This window comes from Pseudomonas nunensis, assembly GCF_024296925.1.
GTDB lineage: Bacteria > Pseudomonadota > Gammaproteobacteria > Pseudomonadales > Pseudomonadaceae > Aquipseudomonas > Aquipseudomonas nunensis.
The window spans coordinates 3,612,693-3,627,840 of the sequence record NZ_CP101125.1 but is presented as its reverse complement, the minus strand read 5'-3'; the positions used below and the strand labels follow the sequence as shown (position 1 = coordinate 3,627,840).

At 59.6% G+C, this 15,148-nt stretch carries 15 protein-coding genes; 7 read left to right on the top strand and 8 right to left on the bottom strand.

The window, feature by feature from the left end:
- Positions 1-29: 29 nt before the first annotated feature.
- A complete protein-coding gene (locus NK667_RS15570) occupies positions 30-1,166 on the bottom strand; it encodes a fatty acid desaturase (RefSeq protein WP_083471335.1) in 1,137 nt (378 codons plus the stop codon).
- A gap of 102 nt (positions 1,167-1,268) precedes the next feature.
- On the opposite strand from NK667_RS15570, the gene NK667_RS15565 reads away from it, so the two are divergent.
- On the top strand, positions 1,269-2,150 hold the full coding sequence (locus NK667_RS15565) for a LysR family transcriptional regulator (protein ID WP_054615355.1): 882 nt from the start codon (positions 1,269-1,271) through the stop codon (positions 2,148-2,150).
- A gap of 19 nt (positions 2,151-2,169) precedes the next feature.
- Here NK667_RS15565 and NK667_RS15560 read toward each other — a convergent pair whose 3' ends face one another.
- Both NK667_RS15560 and NK667_RS15555 read right to left on the bottom strand, forming a co-directional pair.
- Positions 2,170-3,156 carry a quinone oxidoreductase family protein gene (locus NK667_RS15560; protein ID WP_063869676.1) on the bottom strand — a complete coding sequence of 329 codons (987 nt, stop codon included), beginning with the start codon at positions 3,154-3,156 and terminating at the stop codon, positions 2,170-2,172.
- Between the two features lie 9 nt (positions 3,157-3,165).
- Positions 3,166-3,741, bottom strand: a complete 576-nt coding sequence (locus tag NK667_RS15555) for a LysE family translocator (protein ID WP_054616278.1) — start codon at positions 3,739-3,741, stop codon at positions 3,166-3,168.
- A gap of 576 nt (positions 3,742-4,317) precedes the next feature.
- Here NK667_RS15555 and NK667_RS15550 point away from each other — a divergent pair.
- Both NK667_RS15550 and map read left to right on the top strand, forming a co-directional pair.
- A complete protein-coding gene (locus NK667_RS15550; protein ID WP_054615354.1) occupies positions 4,318-4,569 on the top strand; it encodes a ParD-like family protein in 252 nt (83 codons plus the stop codon).
- Entirely contained in the window at positions 4,566-5,366 is an 801-nt protein-coding gene (gene map / locus NK667_RS15545; protein ID WP_283777353.1) for a type I methionyl aminopeptidase, read from the top strand. The genes NK667_RS15550 and map overlap by 4 nt, the downstream gene beginning before the upstream one ends.
- A gap of 143 nt (positions 5,367-5,509) precedes the next feature.
- Here the strand turns inward: map and NK667_RS15540 are convergent, their stop codons facing one another.
- Complete coding sequence (locus tag NK667_RS15540) at positions 5,510-7,177, bottom strand: diguanylate cyclase (protein WP_054615353.1); 1,668 nt, start codon at positions 7,175-7,177, stop codon at positions 5,510-5,512.
- A 142-nt stretch (positions 7,178-7,319) separates the two neighbouring features.
- On the opposite strand from NK667_RS15540, the gene solA reads away from it, so the two are divergent.
- A complete protein-coding gene (gene solA, locus NK667_RS15535) occupies positions 7,320-8,492 on the top strand; it encodes an N-methyl-L-tryptophan oxidase (RefSeq protein WP_054615352.1) in 1,173 nt (390 codons plus the stop codon).
- A gap of 119 nt (positions 8,493-8,611) precedes the next feature.
- Here solA and ppk2 read toward each other — a convergent pair whose 3' ends face one another.
- A complete protein-coding gene (gene ppk2, locus NK667_RS15530; protein WP_177331458.1) occupies positions 8,612-9,505 on the bottom strand; it encodes a polyphosphate kinase 2 in 894 nt (297 codons plus the stop codon).
- A 215-nt stretch (positions 9,506-9,720) separates the two neighbouring features.
- Here ppk2 and NK667_RS15525 point away from each other — a divergent pair, with 215 nt between their 5' ends.
- Positions 9,721-10,656, top strand: coding sequence for a Ppx/GppA family phosphatase (locus NK667_RS15525; protein ID WP_054615351.1), 936 nt, complete (start codon positions 9,721-9,723; stop codon positions 10,654-10,656).
- Here the strand turns inward: NK667_RS15525 and NK667_RS15520 are convergent.
- The 3 genes from NK667_RS15520 to NK667_RS15510 are packed head-to-tail and all read right to left on the bottom strand — an operon-like array spanning position 10,647 to position 12,313.
- Entirely contained in the window at positions 10,647-11,120 is a 474-nt protein-coding gene (locus NK667_RS15520; protein WP_054615350.1) for a hypothetical protein, read from the bottom strand. The two genes, NK667_RS15525 and NK667_RS15520, sit on opposite strands and share 10 nt — an antisense overlap.
- A gap of 47 nt (positions 11,121-11,167) precedes the next feature.
- Complete coding sequence (gene mug, locus NK667_RS15515; RefSeq protein WP_054615349.1) at positions 11,168-11,677, bottom strand: G/U mismatch-specific DNA glycosylase; 510 nt, start codon at positions 11,675-11,677, stop codon at positions 11,168-11,170.
- Between the two features lie 12 nt (positions 11,678-11,689).
- Positions 11,690-12,313 (bottom strand): TetR/AcrR family transcriptional regulator, encoded by a 624-nt coding sequence (locus NK667_RS15510; RefSeq protein WP_054048839.1) that lies wholly within the window; start codon positions 12,311-12,313, stop codon positions 11,690-11,692.
- A gap of 225 nt (positions 12,314-12,538) precedes the next feature.
- Here NK667_RS15510 and NK667_RS15505 point away from each other — a divergent pair, with 225 nt between their 5' ends.
- Complete coding sequence (locus tag NK667_RS15505; RefSeq protein WP_054615348.1) at positions 12,539-13,666, top strand: HlyD family secretion protein; 1,128 nt, start codon at positions 12,539-12,541, stop codon at positions 13,664-13,666.
- A complete protein-coding gene (locus tag NK667_RS15500) occupies positions 13,666-15,138 on the top strand; it encodes a DHA2 family efflux MFS transporter permease subunit (RefSeq protein ID WP_054615347.1) in 1,473 nt (490 codons plus the stop codon). The genes NK667_RS15505 and NK667_RS15500 overlap by 1 nt, the downstream gene beginning before the upstream one ends.
- Positions 15,139-15,148: the final 10 nt, after the last annotated feature.

Here is a 15,148-nt window from a genome sequence, read left to right as displayed (position 1 = left end):
AAGAAGAACGGTCTTGTTGAACGCCATCATTAAAATCCCTCTGAGGTAGCCAGCCTGTTTGTGTAATACGGAAGTGCCTGCTGGAACTTGCGAAAGTTGGTCGTGACAGCGCTGATATATCCCCAATGGTCGATGTAGTTACTGGGAAAAGGCCGGGCGCCTTCGAGCCTGTCCCGCTCTCGTGCTGTCACGTAGTTGGGCCAGTCCTTCGATCTTGGGCGCCGGTGATGGAAGTCATGACACGGTGTATCGCCGACCATGACGAACAAGCGGATAAACAAGTGGAAACCCAGCATCTTGATCAGCCATACGCCGATATGAGCGAAGCGTCGAACAGCGCCGGCGCCTTCAGGTATGCGCAGTTCTTCACCGATAAACACCCCGGTCGTGCTTTCGCAAATGAAGTCGATACCGCGTCGCTCCAGTACCTGGATGCTGGGCCAGGTGTGCTCGGCCGCCAGGCGGAAGGTGGTGCTGATGTGATAGCCGATGAACACCGGTACGACCCACGTCATCACAAAGAGATCGAAGTGCCCAACGGCTGCCGCCAGTAACGAGAGGGTCGCCCAGAAGATCAGCGTCCATCGCGCCACCGGCCTGTCTGGTGCGCCCGCCGTCGCCTTCAATCTTCCCCAGGCAGAACGCAGCATGGCCTGTGGCGACAACGCGGCGCTCACCAGTTTGGTCCACAGGGTGGCGATGCTGTCGGACGGTGTTAAGCCCACCACGTTCCGCAGGTAGGACAGTGTGTCGTCATCGTCGGTCAGCAGGGTTCTGGAGCTGTGATGCAGGGCGTGTTCCTGTTTGTAGATATCAAACGGCTTGAGCATCAGTACGCCAGAGATAAGCCGGCCCACTCGAACATTCAACTCACGTTGTTCAAACACCATGTCGTGGGCGCAGTTATGGCAGATCATGACCTGCATCTGCTTGATGCCACCGGTTGCGATGACAAAGCCCAACAACCAGAGGGCGAGGCTGGCGTGCAAGTAACCGATTGCGGCGAACAGCACGCCGAACGCTATTAATCCCACTGACACAAGAATATGGTGAACCGGCCTCAACTGGCGGGCCTGATTGAGATCTTCAGGCAGTGGCTTGGCCGTGAGCCAACTCAAAAACGGTTGCATGAACCCCGGAAGTGCGCGCATCGAGTTACGTATCATCCCTGTATCCCCTGGTTTGGCTCGATGCGAAAAAATTAACGTGGCCTCCTCTTACTTCGAATAGAAATAGGTGGGGATCGATATTCCATTTTTGGGAATGACATGAACTGGGACGATCTGAAGGTTTTTATCTTTGTCGCCAAATCGAACAACGTGACCGAGGCGGGAAACCTGCTAAAAGTTTCGGCCTCGACCGTGGCGCGACGAATCGCCGGGCTGGAGGAATCGCTCGGTACTGTGTTGTTCCTGAAGAAGACCAACGGCTATTTCCTGACTGAAGCCGGGAGGGCGCTGTTGCCGCTGGCGCTGGAGTCGGAGGAACGCTTCAAACTGATCGAAAGGCAGATGTCGCAGCCAGGCGAACGGATGGCAGGGCAGGTGCGTATCGATTGCCCGGAGCTGATGGGCACGCACTTGATCATTCCGGCGCTGAACGAGTTTCGCGAGCAGTACCCGGGGATTGGCTTTGACTTCATGAATTCGGCGGTTTCGTCAAAGCTGACGCAAAGCCAGAGCGACATCATTATCCGGTTGCACCGACCCGATAACGGTAATTTCACCATGCGCCGGGTCGGTACCCTGGTGCAGAGCCTGTTCTGCTCCGAAGGCTATGCCAACGTTTATGGCTTGCCGGCGGACGTCGCCGAGTTGAAGCACCACTATCTGATCGGCTGGACTGAAGAAATGTCCTATATGCCGCTCGCCCGGTGGTTGAGAGAAATAAGTGCTGACCAGAAGCTCTGGATGCGCGTGTCCAACCTCAATGGCCAGCTCAAGGCCGTCGAATCCAATCTTGGCATCGCCGCGTTGCCCGCCTATGTCGGGCACCGATTGGGTTTGCGTCAGGTGCTGCCTGACGGGCCTTCGCGCCATTCTGATATCTGGCTGCTGCGCAATCAGGCGACCCAGGGCTTGGGCCGGGTTGATCGGGTGGTGGACTACCTGACGGGCCTGTTCCACAGCCGAACCACCGAAATACCCTGACGGCCATTGTGCCGGACGCTCAGGGCACGAGGATCAGTGATCCCCGGGTTTGTCGGTCCTGAACCATGCGATGGGCCTGTGCTGCCTCGGCGAGCGGCATGCGCGTTACTTGTGGCGGCCGGATCGCGCCGGCAGCCAACGCCAGTAGCACCCGATCTGAGGCGGCAGCGAGTTCGTTGTCCTGGCCGATGTAGTGTTTCAAGGACGGCCGGGTCACATGCAACGAGCCCAGGTAGCCGAGTCGCGACAGATTGAAACCGGTCACGTCGCCGGAGGCATTGCCAAACAGCACCAGGTGACCGCGTGGACGCAGGCTCGCCAGTGACATTTCCACGGACGCGGCCCCGACGGAATCGAAAACGATGTGAGCGCCCTGGCCCTCGGTCATTTCACGAATAAACACCGGCGTCCTTGGGGCTTGGGCATCGAAGGCGGCGCTGCAACCGGCTTCCAGCACCTGGTGCCTTTTCGCTACAGTCGAAGCCAGACCAATGACGCGTACGCCGCGTGCGATCAGCCAGCCCGTCGCAATGCTGCCGACCCCGCCTGCCGCCGCGTGCCAGACCACCCAGTCATCCGGTTTGAGCGGTACGCAGCGATGGGTCAGGTATTCGGCGGCCAGCCCCTTGAGCATCAATGACGCGGCGAGTTCGCTCGGCACATCATCGGGCAGGCGGATCGTCCTTGCTGCCGGTAGCACCGCATGGCTGGCATAGCTTCCGGTCGAGCTGTCGACGAACGCTACCCGGTCACCGGGTGCAAAACCATGCACTTGCGGTCCACATTCGACAACCCGGCCCGCGCCTTCCATACCGAGGTTCCGGGGGAAGGATGACCCGTCCTCCAGCACGCCGGAGCGACGGTGCAGGTCGATGAAGTTCACGCCCGCCGCTTCGATGGCGACGGTGATCTCCCCGAGGCCGGGGGCGCGCAGTTCATATTCGCGCAGTTCGAGGACGTCCGGGGCTCCGGGGGCGGCGAACACCATTCCATGTGCGTGGGTCATTGGAGCTCCTTACAGCGGGCCGGTACGCAGGAAAATCCAGATCGCTACGGCGATCAGCATCAGTCCGAAGACCGTGTTCTGAAATGCCAGCAGCCTGGGCCGTGCCCGGATCAGCTTCTGCACCGTCGAGCCCATCGATACCCAGATGACGTGGGAGAAAAAATTTAGCGAAATCAGCGCGGCGCTGAGGATCAGCACGACGCTGCTGCTGGTGTCGCCGGAGGGCAAAAACGTGGTGAACATCACCAGCAACATCACGATGCCTTGCACATTGCCCAGTTGCACCACGATGCCGTCGCGAAATTGCAAATGCAGGGCCTTGTCGTCGGGGGCTTTCAAGGGGCGGCGCAGCAGCCGGACACCGAGCCACAAGATGTAGAAACTGCCGATCACTTGCAGCCACCAAACCAGGGTCGGATGGCTCATCAGCGTGTGATAAAGCCCCAGCCCCACCAGTACCGCGAGCAGAAAGTAGGTGATATCGAGCCCGACGATAAACCGCACCGAGCGGCGCACACCGCTCTGCGCGCCAGAGGTCGCCACCATCAGGTTGCCGGGGCCGGCACTCAGGGTCATCGGTGCCATGGTGGACAGCCAAAGCAGCCAGTTGATAGTGAAAATGTCATGCACGTTCTCTTCCTTAATCGTGGCTCGGATCAGACGTCAGCCAGTCTAATTCGCAGCCGCTCTTAAGGTTATGGCCAAGAACGCAAAGCGATTTTTCAAAATTGGGGGAAGGGTAGAGAAGTGTCTTTTGCGACTTTCGCAGAAACGAAAAAGCCCGCACAAGGCGGGCTTTGAAATGTGAGTAGGTGGCCGGTGCTGGTCTCCGGCTTACGAGATTTATCAGGCCTCTCACAGCAAAGCGTTGTGCTTCACTGCCTCACACGGCATAAGGGCTGGATCTCAGCGCGGAGATCTTTCTAACCGTGTACCCTTCGGAGCGCGCCCCACGCTTCCTCGCTATCCTCTTGCGCATCAGTCTGCGTCTTCACCTACCACTTCAGAATAGCCAAAAACTCCCAGGCCAGGGCCAGTCTTTTTAGAACGATTGTGCCCAAGCAAAAGCGCCGCAGGACGGAAAAACGCTATCGGCGGTTGCGATCCATCAAGCGGCTCAGCTAGTATACGAATCATATACACTTCGTATCGGATGGATCTGTGGGAATCGTTAAAATTTCAGAAGACATGCACGAGAATCTGCGCGTCGCCAGCAATGCGCTGAGTCGCTCTATCAACGCTCAGGCTGAGCACTGGATGCGCATCGGCATGCTCGCGGAATTGCATCCCGACCTGGATCACAGTGACATTTGCCGTTTGTTGATTCGCGCAGAACAGGCCGGTGGCCTCGATTTGCAACAGGTGTGCGCACTGGCCGATGAATCGCAAGCCCGCGCAGGAGCCGTGCAATGAACCGCGCCGTGAGAACCAGCGTCGTGATCAACAGTCCGGCACACATCGCCCAGTCCGGCGTGGCGGGCCAGATGGCGGCCGAGGTGCTGGCAATGATCGGGGCGTACGTCAAAGCCGGGGTTACGCTGGATGAACTCGATCGCCGTTGCAACGACTACATCGTCAACGTGCAGAAAGCCATTCCAGGCAATGTCGGCTATCACGGGTTTCCGAAAACCGTGTGCATTTCGGTCAACGAAGTGGTGTGTCACGGCATCCCTTCAGCCCAGGTGCTGAAGGACGGCGACATCGTCAACATCGATATTGCCGTGGTCAAGGACGGTTGGTTCGGCGACACCAGTCGCATGTACTTCGTCGGTGAACCGAGCCCGGAAGCGCGGCGTCTGGTGCAGACCACCTATGAGGCGATGTGCGCCGGTATCCGCGTCGTACGCCCCGGCGCGACACTGGGCGACATCGGTCACGCGATCCAGAGCGTGGCCGAGCGCGACGGTTTCAGCGTGGTGCGCGAGTACTGCGGGCATGGCATCGGCAAGGTATATCACGATGAGCCGCAGGTGTTGCATTACGGCTATCCGGGCCAGGGCCTGAAGTTGAAGACCGGGATGATTTTCACCATCGAACCGATGCTCAACGCCGGCAAACGCCATGTCAAAACCCTGGCCGATGGCTGGACCGTGGTAACCAAGGACCTTTCGTGGTCAGCGCAGTGGGAGCACATGGTGGCGGTCACGGATGATGGCTTCGAAGTGCTGACCTCCTGGCCGGATCAGGTCGAAGGCTATCCGGCGCCGTAAACACTTTCGGATACCCAACTGATCCCCTTGTGGGAGCGGGCTTGCTCGCGAAGGGGCCGTGTCAGTCGACATCATCGTCAGCTGACACACCGTCTTCGCGAGCAAGCCCGCTCCCACAAGGATGTTTCAGTAATTTCGAATATTTACGCTGTACAGCAAACCCGGTTCCGTCCCGCGCCTTTGGCTTGGTACAACTGCTGATCGGCGCGCCTGATCAGCGCCGAGGCATTACTGTCCGATAGCTCCGCCAGGCCAACGCCGATGCTCACGGTCACTTGGCCGACCGAGGCAAAGTGCGCCTCGGCAATCGCCACACGAATCTTTTCGGCGACCACCTCGGGGCTTTCCGGTTCTTCGATTTCCGGCAACAGCACGGCAAACTCTTCGCCACCGTAGCGTGCAACGAAGTCGGTAGCGCGGGTGTTGCGCTGGATCAGCTTCGCCAATTGTTCCAGCACTTCATCGCCGATCGCATGGCCGTGGGTATCGTTGATGCGCTTGAAGTAGTCAACGTCGATGAACAGCAGCGCGAACGTGCGCCCCGTACGCTGAAACAGCAGGCTGCACTCGGCCAGCTTCTCATCGAAACGCCGGCGGTTGAACACGCCGGTCAGCGCGTCATGGGTCGCCAGTTTCAACAAGTTGGCATTGGCCTGGGTGAGGGCGACCGTGCGTTGCGCGACGGTGGCTTCCAGCGAGGTATTGGCCTCCTGCAATTCACGCTCCTTGCCGAGTAACGACTGGGTCATGCCTTGGATGGACTGCACCAGCTGGGCGATTTCCCGTACCGAATGCTGCAGCGGGAAGGCCACGTCGGGTTGGTGGTCCTGCACCTGTTTGGCCGCCCGTGCCAGTTGCTCGATCGGCCGGCTGAGGTGCAGCGCCAGGTAATACGCCACCAGACCGAAAATGATCGCAGCAATAAATCCCAGCGCCAGCAATTTGTAAAACAGCACTCGCGCGGGATGCAGGGCGATATCCAGTGGCTGGCGAACCGCGATGTACCACGTCAGGCCTGCGCTCGACGGTGTCGGCACGGCGACCGCACTGGTCAGGTAGCCATTGCCCACCGACCAGCCCGGCGCGGTGTCAGGGGTTTTCAATGTCCCTGGCAAATTCGGCAGTTGTTCCCCGGCGAGTTGTTCCGGGTACAGCACTTTGCCGTCGTGATCGACGATCAACGCTTCGACTTCCGGCGCCGTGCCTTTTTGCAACACAGCGGCATCGACAATCTTCGTCACCCAGCTCCAATGTGCGTGGGCGCCCAGCACGCCGACCACCTGGCCCTGGGCATTGCGGATCGGCGCGGCAAAATCGATGAACCGCAACGGTTCGCCGCTGGCGCTTCCGGGCAACAGTTTGGCGAGCAACACCGCCTCGTGCGGATCGCCGGTGTAGTCACCGCGCAGTCCGGCCTGAAACCACGGGCGCTCCTTCACCGACTGATTGACCAGCAACCCGTTTACCGCTTGCCGCACGCGCCCATCCGCATCGGCCACGCCCATCCAGGCGTATTCGGCGCGGGACTGCGTGCGCAGTTCCATCGAAGTCAAAATGTCCGGGTCGTCGAGGTTGCCACGCTTCAACAGCGGTGCCCGGCTGAGCAGCGACACTTCGAGCTGACGTTCACGCAATTGCGCACCCAACAACTCGGCGGCGGATTTGGCGGTGCTCAACAACGCATTGCCGCTCGCCTGTTTCATCTGCCCGGTGGCGATGTGGCCGACGTAGAAGCCCACACTCAATAAGGTGAGCAGCGACAGGCCGGCAAACCAGAGGGTCAGGTGGCTACGCAGGCTTGCTTTGAACATGGACATGTCTGCCTTTTTTGGAATGGCGGCATGGTATGCGTAATGGCGGGTCTACGGCCAGTGCTGCGCAGACGGCTGGCTTTTCAGCCGGCGAATGTCATAGGGTTGGGCATTCAACGGGTGATGACTGGAAGGCGATTGAATGGAACGGTGTGAAGTAGCGGTTCTCGGTTTGGGCGCGATGGGCGCCGCCACGGCGTACCAACTGGCGAAATCCGGGGTCAAGGTGATTGGCGTCGATCGTTATCATCCCCCGCACACTCAAGGCTCAAGCCATGGCGATACGCGCATCACCCGGCTCTCGGTCGGCGAAGGTGCCGCCTACCTGCCCATCGTTCGCAACTCCCACAGAATCTGGCGTGAACTCGAAGCGCTGTCGGGCGAGTCGCTGTTCGAACAGTGCGGCGTGCTGGTCATGACCTCCAGCCCCGACTATGACGCGCAGGACGCGACGGACTTCACTCATCGCACCCTGCAACTCGCCCACAGCAACGGCATCGAACATGAGCGGCTGTCGGCTGCGCAGATCCGCGAGCGCTTCCCGCAGTTTTCTCCGGTGCTGGACAGTGCCATCGGCTACTTCGAACCGCAGGGCGGTTACGTCCGTCCGGAGCGCTGCATTGCCGTGCAACTCAAGCTCGCCGAAGCACTGGGCGCGACCCTGTTCAAAGGTGAAACCGTCACGCAAATAACCTCGGACGAGCAGGGCGTCACCGTCACTACCGACCAACGAACGATCCTTGCCGACAAGGTCGTGGTCAGCGCCGGCATGTGGTCCCGGGAATTGTTGGGCCAACCCTTCGACCGTTTGCTGCGGGTGTGTCGGCAGAAGCTGTTCTGGTTCGAACTGGAAGAACACGCCCGGTTTGCCCCGGTTTCGCCGACGTTCATTCTGCATCACGGGCCGGGTGATGAGGACTTGCACTATGGTTTTCCACCGCTGCCCGGCGAAGGCAGCCTGAAAGTCGCCACCGAGCAATACAGCGAAGCGTCTTCGCCAGACACGCTCGACCGAACCGTCAGCGAGGCCGAAGCACGCGAGATGTTCGAGACCCAGGTGTGGGGCAAGATTGCGGGCGTCACTTCACGCGTCGCCAAGTCATCGATCTGTGCCTACACCGTCACGCCGGATGGCGATTTCATCATCGACGAGCATCCGCATCTGAAAAACACGCTGGTGGTGTCCGCCTGTTCCGGGCACGGCTTCAAGCATTCCGCCGCGTTAGGCGAAGCACTCGCGCAGTGGTGCGTGCGGGGCAGCAGTGAGCTGGATCTGTCGGCGTTTTCGTTGAAGCGGTTTGACGGGCAGGCTTGAAGCGTCTGCCGGTGCAAAAACCACAGGCAAAAAAAATGCTGCCGGTTAAGGCAGCAATAAAAAAAGCACGCGTTGTATGGCCTGAGTATTGACGGCGTCAGGTTACAGAATGATGACGATCAGTAGACTTGCGGCACGATGAGTTCCGGCGGCGTCGGGCTGCGGGAATAATCCTCTTGTCGCTCGCGCTGGGGCAGTTCGATGGTCGGATGTTCCACCTCTTCGTAGGGCATTTGCCCGAGCAGGTGGTTGATGCAGTTGAGGCGGGCCTTTTTCTTGTCGTCGGCTTGCACCACCCACCATGGCGCCTCGGCGATGTGGGTGCGTTCGAGCATGATTTCCTTGGCCTTGGTATAGGCTTCCCAGCGCCGACGGGATTCCAGGTCCATGGGGCTGAGTTTCCATTGCTTGAGCGGGTCATGGATGCGACTGAGAAAGCGCAGGTGCTGTTCCTGGTCGGAAATCGAGAACCAGTATTTGATCAACTGAATGCCTGAACGGGCGAGCATCCGTTCAAATTCCGGCACGGTACGGAAGAACTCTTCGTACTGATCGGCGTTGCAAAAGCCCATGACTTGTTCGACCCCGGCGCGGTTGTACCAACTGCGGTCGAACAGCACGATTTCACCCGCCGCCGGCAGGTGCGAAACGTAGCGCTGGAAATACCATTGGGTGCGTTCGCGATCATTCGGCGCGGGCAGGGCGGCGACCCGGCAAACCCGAGGGTTGAGCCGCTGGGTAATGCGCTTGATCACGCCACCCTTGCCGGCGGCATCGCGTCCTTCAAACAGAATCACCACTTTGGCGCCGGTCTTGACCACCCAGCTTTGCAGCTTCACCAGTTCGCCTTGCAGGCGGAACAGTTCGCTGAAATAACGCCGTCTCTCTTCCTTCTCGCTGCCGTCGTTGACGTGCCCGTCGAACATCGCATCGAGATCGTGGCCGTCCTCCAGCAGTTCCAGCTCCAACTCTTCGTCGTTATGGTCGAGCAGCTCGCGATGGATCCGCTGCATCAGGGTGTGGTCATTTACAAGCATGGTGGGAGGCTCCCGTGGAAGGTGGCGTTGACGATGGTATTCCGGGAGATATGACGAAGTAGTGACGAAAAGGCTGTAGGACATGCGATAGGGCGGTGTCATCTTCGTGTCACCTAAGCCATGGCAAGATCTTCGCAAACCGTCTTGAAGGCCCCGATTGCGGGCGAATGAATCTGCCAGGAATCCCTACCATGAAAGGAGACGCCTCTCTGTTTGCGGCCATTGACCTGGGGTCCAATGCCTTTCGCATGATGATTGGCCAGTCGGTCCGGCGGAATCAGCAGTTCGTCATCCAGGAAGTGAAAACCCTGCGCGAGCCGGTGCGTCTGGCCGAAGGGTTACAGGGTGGGGCGCTGGATGAGTTGGCGCTGGACCGGGGCTGGCAGGCGCTCGCGCGATTTGGTAAGAAGTTGCGCGGCTTTGAGTCGTGCCGAGTGCGGGCAGTGGCCACCAGCGCGGTGCGCGAGGCGGAAAATGCGCAACTGTTCCTGGCCAATGCCGAGCGACATTTAGGGTTTCGGATTGACGTCATCTCCGGCCAGGAAGAGGCGCACCTGGTGTACGCCGGGGTTGCCCACACGCTGCCGGGTGCAGAGAGTCAGCGTTTGGTGGTGGACATTGGCGGCGGCTCGACCGAGTTGATCCTGGGGCGCGGGACTCAGCCACTGATGACCGAAAGCATTGCCATCGGCAGCGGCACCTTCGGCTCACGTTACTTTCATGGCGGTCGCATCACCGCCCAGGCGCTGCTGGAGGCCGAGCGCGTGGCCTCGTTGCAGTTTGAAAAAGTCGCCCGACGTTATCGCGCGCTGGGCTGGCAGGAGACCATCGGCTCGTCAGGCACCGCACGGATGCTGGCCAAGGTGCTCAAGGCCAACGGCCTGAACGACGATGGCCAGAGCGGCATCACTTACGGCGGACTGTTGCGCCTGTCATTGCGCCTGCTCGAAGTCGGGCACGTCAAACAACTCAAACTGGCCGGGTTGCAGACTCATCGGCTGAGCATTTTGCCCGGCGGCCTGGTGGTGATGCTGGCGGCGTTCAAGGTGTTTGGCATCTCGCACATGACACCCTCCGAACCGGGGTTACGCTTTGGTGTGATGCATGGGTTGATGAGTCAGCATTGATCGCTGGCAGCACTCATCGCTGGCGCTGTTTCGTAATCCGTCCGGGTCTTGCCCTGGCGGTCGCGGAAGGTGAAGTGGCTGAGAAAAAGGCATAGGCCAAGGCCCAGCATGTCGGCGACAAAATTGGCGTAGGCAGAGGCGAACGGAATGCCGTTTTCTCGCGGGTCCACATACATCTCGTTGTACGCCGAGAGGAACAGCACAATGATCAAGCCACCCCATGGACTCCACGGGATTCCATCCTTCAGCACGTGAAGGTTTTCCCGCAACGAGCGCTTGAAAAACCGCGTCGGGACGGTCACGTAGCCCAACGACATTGCCGCGCAGAAGCCATACAGGAAGTGGCAGAAGTTGTAGCTCCAGACAATGATGTTGAACACATTGAGCTGGACCAGCAAGAACGTGCCGAAGATCGCCACGCACAGCAGAAACGGGGTGTGGGTCGAGCGTTGGGTGAACAGCATTGAAGCTCCTTGAGGGGGAATTGATCCGTTGGGTAATGCTACCGGAGTCAGGCTCCGTTTATCGCGGCTAAATAGAGCTGGCGGTACGCGTGCACCAGTTGATCTTGCGTGAATGCCAGGTTTCGTCCGCTCGGATTCGGCAGGATCCACACCGCTGCACCTGCAAATGTCCTTGGCTGAAGTCCCCACGCAATTGTTCGCTGGCCGGATAACGCGCAGTACGCCGCTTTGCCGAGAAACGCGACGAAACGCGGCGCATAACGAGTGATCTTTTGTTCGAAGGCCGCGGCCGCTGCGGCGAATTCATGTTGCGACAGCTGATCCGCCCGCGCCGTGGGCCGGTCAACCACGGCGGTTAATCCACACTGGTGTTGCAAGATCGTCCGATCGTGTTCCGGACGCACTTCCTGCGGCGTGAAGCCCGCGAGATGCAGCGTGCGCCAGAAGCGATTGCCCCGGCCGGCAAAATGATGTCCCTGCGCTGCAGCCAGCATTCCCGGGTTGATCCCGCAGAACACCACCGCCAACTGCTCGGCCAGAATGTCTTCGAGTCCCACCTTAAAAGCCTCTCATCCGCAAATGACGCTGACCGCGTTGCGCGCCAGTTCCGTCAGTTCATCCCGGGATTTGCCTGCTCGTGCACGAATCGAAATGCTGTGCAGCAAGGAAGAGGCGAGAACGGCGAGGGCGGCCGGGTCTGCGCCTTCTTTCAGTTCGCCCGCGCTGACGGCGGTTTGCAGACGCACTTCGAGATCGGCATCCAGCCGACTCAGTCGATCGGAAAGCACGTCGCGAATCTCTTGATCCTCCACCGCTTCAGTGGTCGCCGTACCAATCGCAAAGCAGCCACGCGGTTGGCCTTCACCCGAGAAGTAGATCGACAACTGCCCCTCGTAAAAACGCATCAGCGCCTCGCTCAAGGTCAGCGTGCTGTCCGTCAGCGCCTCGTGCATGGCCGCTGCGGCGAACTCCCAATATTGCTCAAGCGCCTTGATGTACAGCGCGTGCTTGTCACCGAACGCCGCATACAGGCTGGGGCGATTCATCCCGGCGGCGGTGGCGATGCTGTCCAGCGACGCGCCGGAATAGCCGGTGTTCCAGAACACACCAAGCGCTTGCTGCAAGGCTGTTTGCGGGTCATACGCGCGAGGGCGACCACGTCCTTTTCCTTCGCTGATCTTTTTTTGTGCCATGTCGTATAAAACTCTTGATGGAAGGTGGGTACGTCTATATTCTTACATCATCGCACAAAAATAAGGAACCAAAAATTCCTTGGCTTCAGGTTTGTTGTAGCGGAGCTCGAACTGGGTGTTGCGGCGACGAAACAAGTGCGGTGGAGCGATCCTCCAGACCGCACACGGAATGGCTGTTTTTTATGGGTGCTATCCCCAATTCCCCGGTTATAGGTGCATTCGATCATGACTAAACAGTTCGACATCTCAGCAACACAGGCCATCGAGCATCCAGGCCCGGACCTGCCCATCAAGAAGCCGCTCAGAGAGAAACTGCGGCCGTTTCTGATGATTGGTTTTCCGGTACTTTTCGCAGCCGTCGGGTATGCGCACTACGTGGCCGGCGAACCCTTCATCACCACTGATAATGCCTACGCCCGGGTGGCCAAAGCTTCGATCAATGCGCGGATTTCCGGGCAAGTCGTCGAGATCGCAGTCGAGGACAACCAGCCGGTTCACAAGGGCCAGGTGCTGTTTCGCATCGACCCGAAACCGTTGCAGATCGCGGTTGATCGAGCGCAAGCACAATTGAGCGTCGCCCGGCTGCGCATCGATGGCCTCAAGGCCAGTTACCGCCAGCAACAGGCCGAACTGCAATCGGCCAAAGAATCGGCCGGTTTCGATCAAAAGGAATTTGCCCGCAAGAAAGCGCTGGTGGCGACCGAGTTCGTCTCCCGGGCTATTTATGAGCGCGCAGACACCGACCTCAAGGTTTCCCGTCAGCGGATCGCGTCGATCGAACAACAGATCGCCAGCACCGTGGTTGCCTTGAACGGCGACCCCGACATCGACGCCGACAACCACCCGACGGTGCATGAGGCCAAGGCCCAGCTCGACGAAGCGCAGCTCTACCTGTCGTACGCGACGGTGTATGCGCCGGACGATGGCATCGTCGCCAAGGTCGATGATTTGCAGGTGGGCAACTACGTCAACAACGGCGCGCCAGCCTTTGCGCTGCTGTCTGATCGTGAGGTCTGGATCGAAGCCAACTTCCGTGAGACCGACGTCACTCATATGCGCCCCGGCCAGGAAGCCACTATCAGCATCGACACCTACCCTGATCACGTTTTCAAGGCTCACGTCACCAGCATGAGCCCGGGTGCCGGCGCGGATTTCGCCCTGTTGCCGCCGGAAAATGCCACTGGCAACTGGGTCAAGGTGGTCCAGCGGGTGCCGGTTCGTCTTGAGCTCGATGAGGCCAATCCGGCGCTGCCGTTGTTCTCCGGCACCAGCGCCACGGTCAAGGTCGATACCGGTTTCCGCTCGCCATGGTGGCGTCCGTTCAAAACGCTGCTGACCGCAGGAGCCTTCTGATGAACACCCATCTTGCCGGGCCTAAAGGTGCGGGGGCATTAAGGTTCGCCGCACTGCTCGCAACCTACATGCAGTCGGCGAACCTGCCATTACCCAATGCTGTACTGCGCTTGATTCAGGGCAGCCTGTCGATGACCGATGATCAGGCAGGCTGGATCTTCACTTCGTACCTCGCGGCGAGCGCGATCACGTTGCCGATTGCGCAGTGGCTCGCCGGGCGTTACGGCTTGAAACGGGTTTACCAGATCGCGCTGGCGTGTTTCGTCCTTGGCCTGCTGCTGGTGACGCAGGCGACAACTTCGCTGGAATTCATCGGCGCACGGATTGTTCAAGGACTGGCGAGTGGTGTGCTGGCGCCGCTGTCGATGGCGATTGCCATGGAGACGTTGCCACTGCCCAAGCGCGCCAAATTTGGCGCGACGTGGACGGCCATCGTGCTCATTGGCATCGTCAGCGGCCCGAGCATCGGCGGCTGGATCGGCGAGCATTTCGGCTGGCGCCCGATCTTCTACATCAGCCTGCCGGTGTCGGCGTTTGTCTTCCTGGCGATGGCGTTGTTGCTCATCGAGAAGAAGGCCGAGAAGCGCCCGACGTTCGACTTTTTCGGCTTCGGCACCTTCACGCTGGGGTTGATCAGCCTACAGTTGTTGCTCGATCGCGGTGAGCGCCTGGACTGGTTCGCCTCGACCGAAATCTGGCTGGAGGCGCTGGGAGCTGCGCTGGGCTTCTACTTGTTCCTTGTGCATGTGTTCACCGCCAAGGTGCATTTCCTCAACAAGCGTTTGTTCGACGACCGCAACTTCGTGTTGTCGACCGTGATCTTTTTCGCCGTCGGTTTCGTGCTGTTGTCGACCATGGCCCTGACCTCGCCAATGCTCGACGAGATTCTCGGCTACCCGCCTGACACCACCGGTTCGCTGACGATCCCGCGCGGCATCGGACTGGTTGGCGCGTTCCTGCTGATGGGCCAGGTTCCCGAGCGTTTTGACCGTCGGTTGTTTGTCGCAGCGGGGGTGGCCCTGGTGATTTATGCCAACTGGATGATGCTCGGCTATTCGCCGTTGATGGACTGGACGCCAGTGGCGGTTGCGGGCGCTGTTCAGGGGATCGGTATCGGCATCTTGATGCCGGCGCTGACCAAGGTTGCGTTCAGCACCCTCGACCCGGCGCTGCGCCCGGAAGGCACGGGGCTATTCAATCTGTCACGGGTCTACGGCAGCACCTTGGGCGTGGCGATTGTGCAGCTGTTTTTCTTCAACAACACCCACGCGATGCACCTGGCGCTGGTCAGCAACATAACGCCGTATCGCGCCGAGATGCCGTCCCTGCAAGCGCTGGCGGGACTCAACGAAATGATCACCGGGCAGGCGGCTTTTATCGCGGTGGTCGACCAATTCAAGATTTTGATGGTGGCGATGCTGGTGGTGAGCCCACTGGTTGTCTTTCTTCGTAAACCCGTTCCGACCAACTAATTTGTCGTGG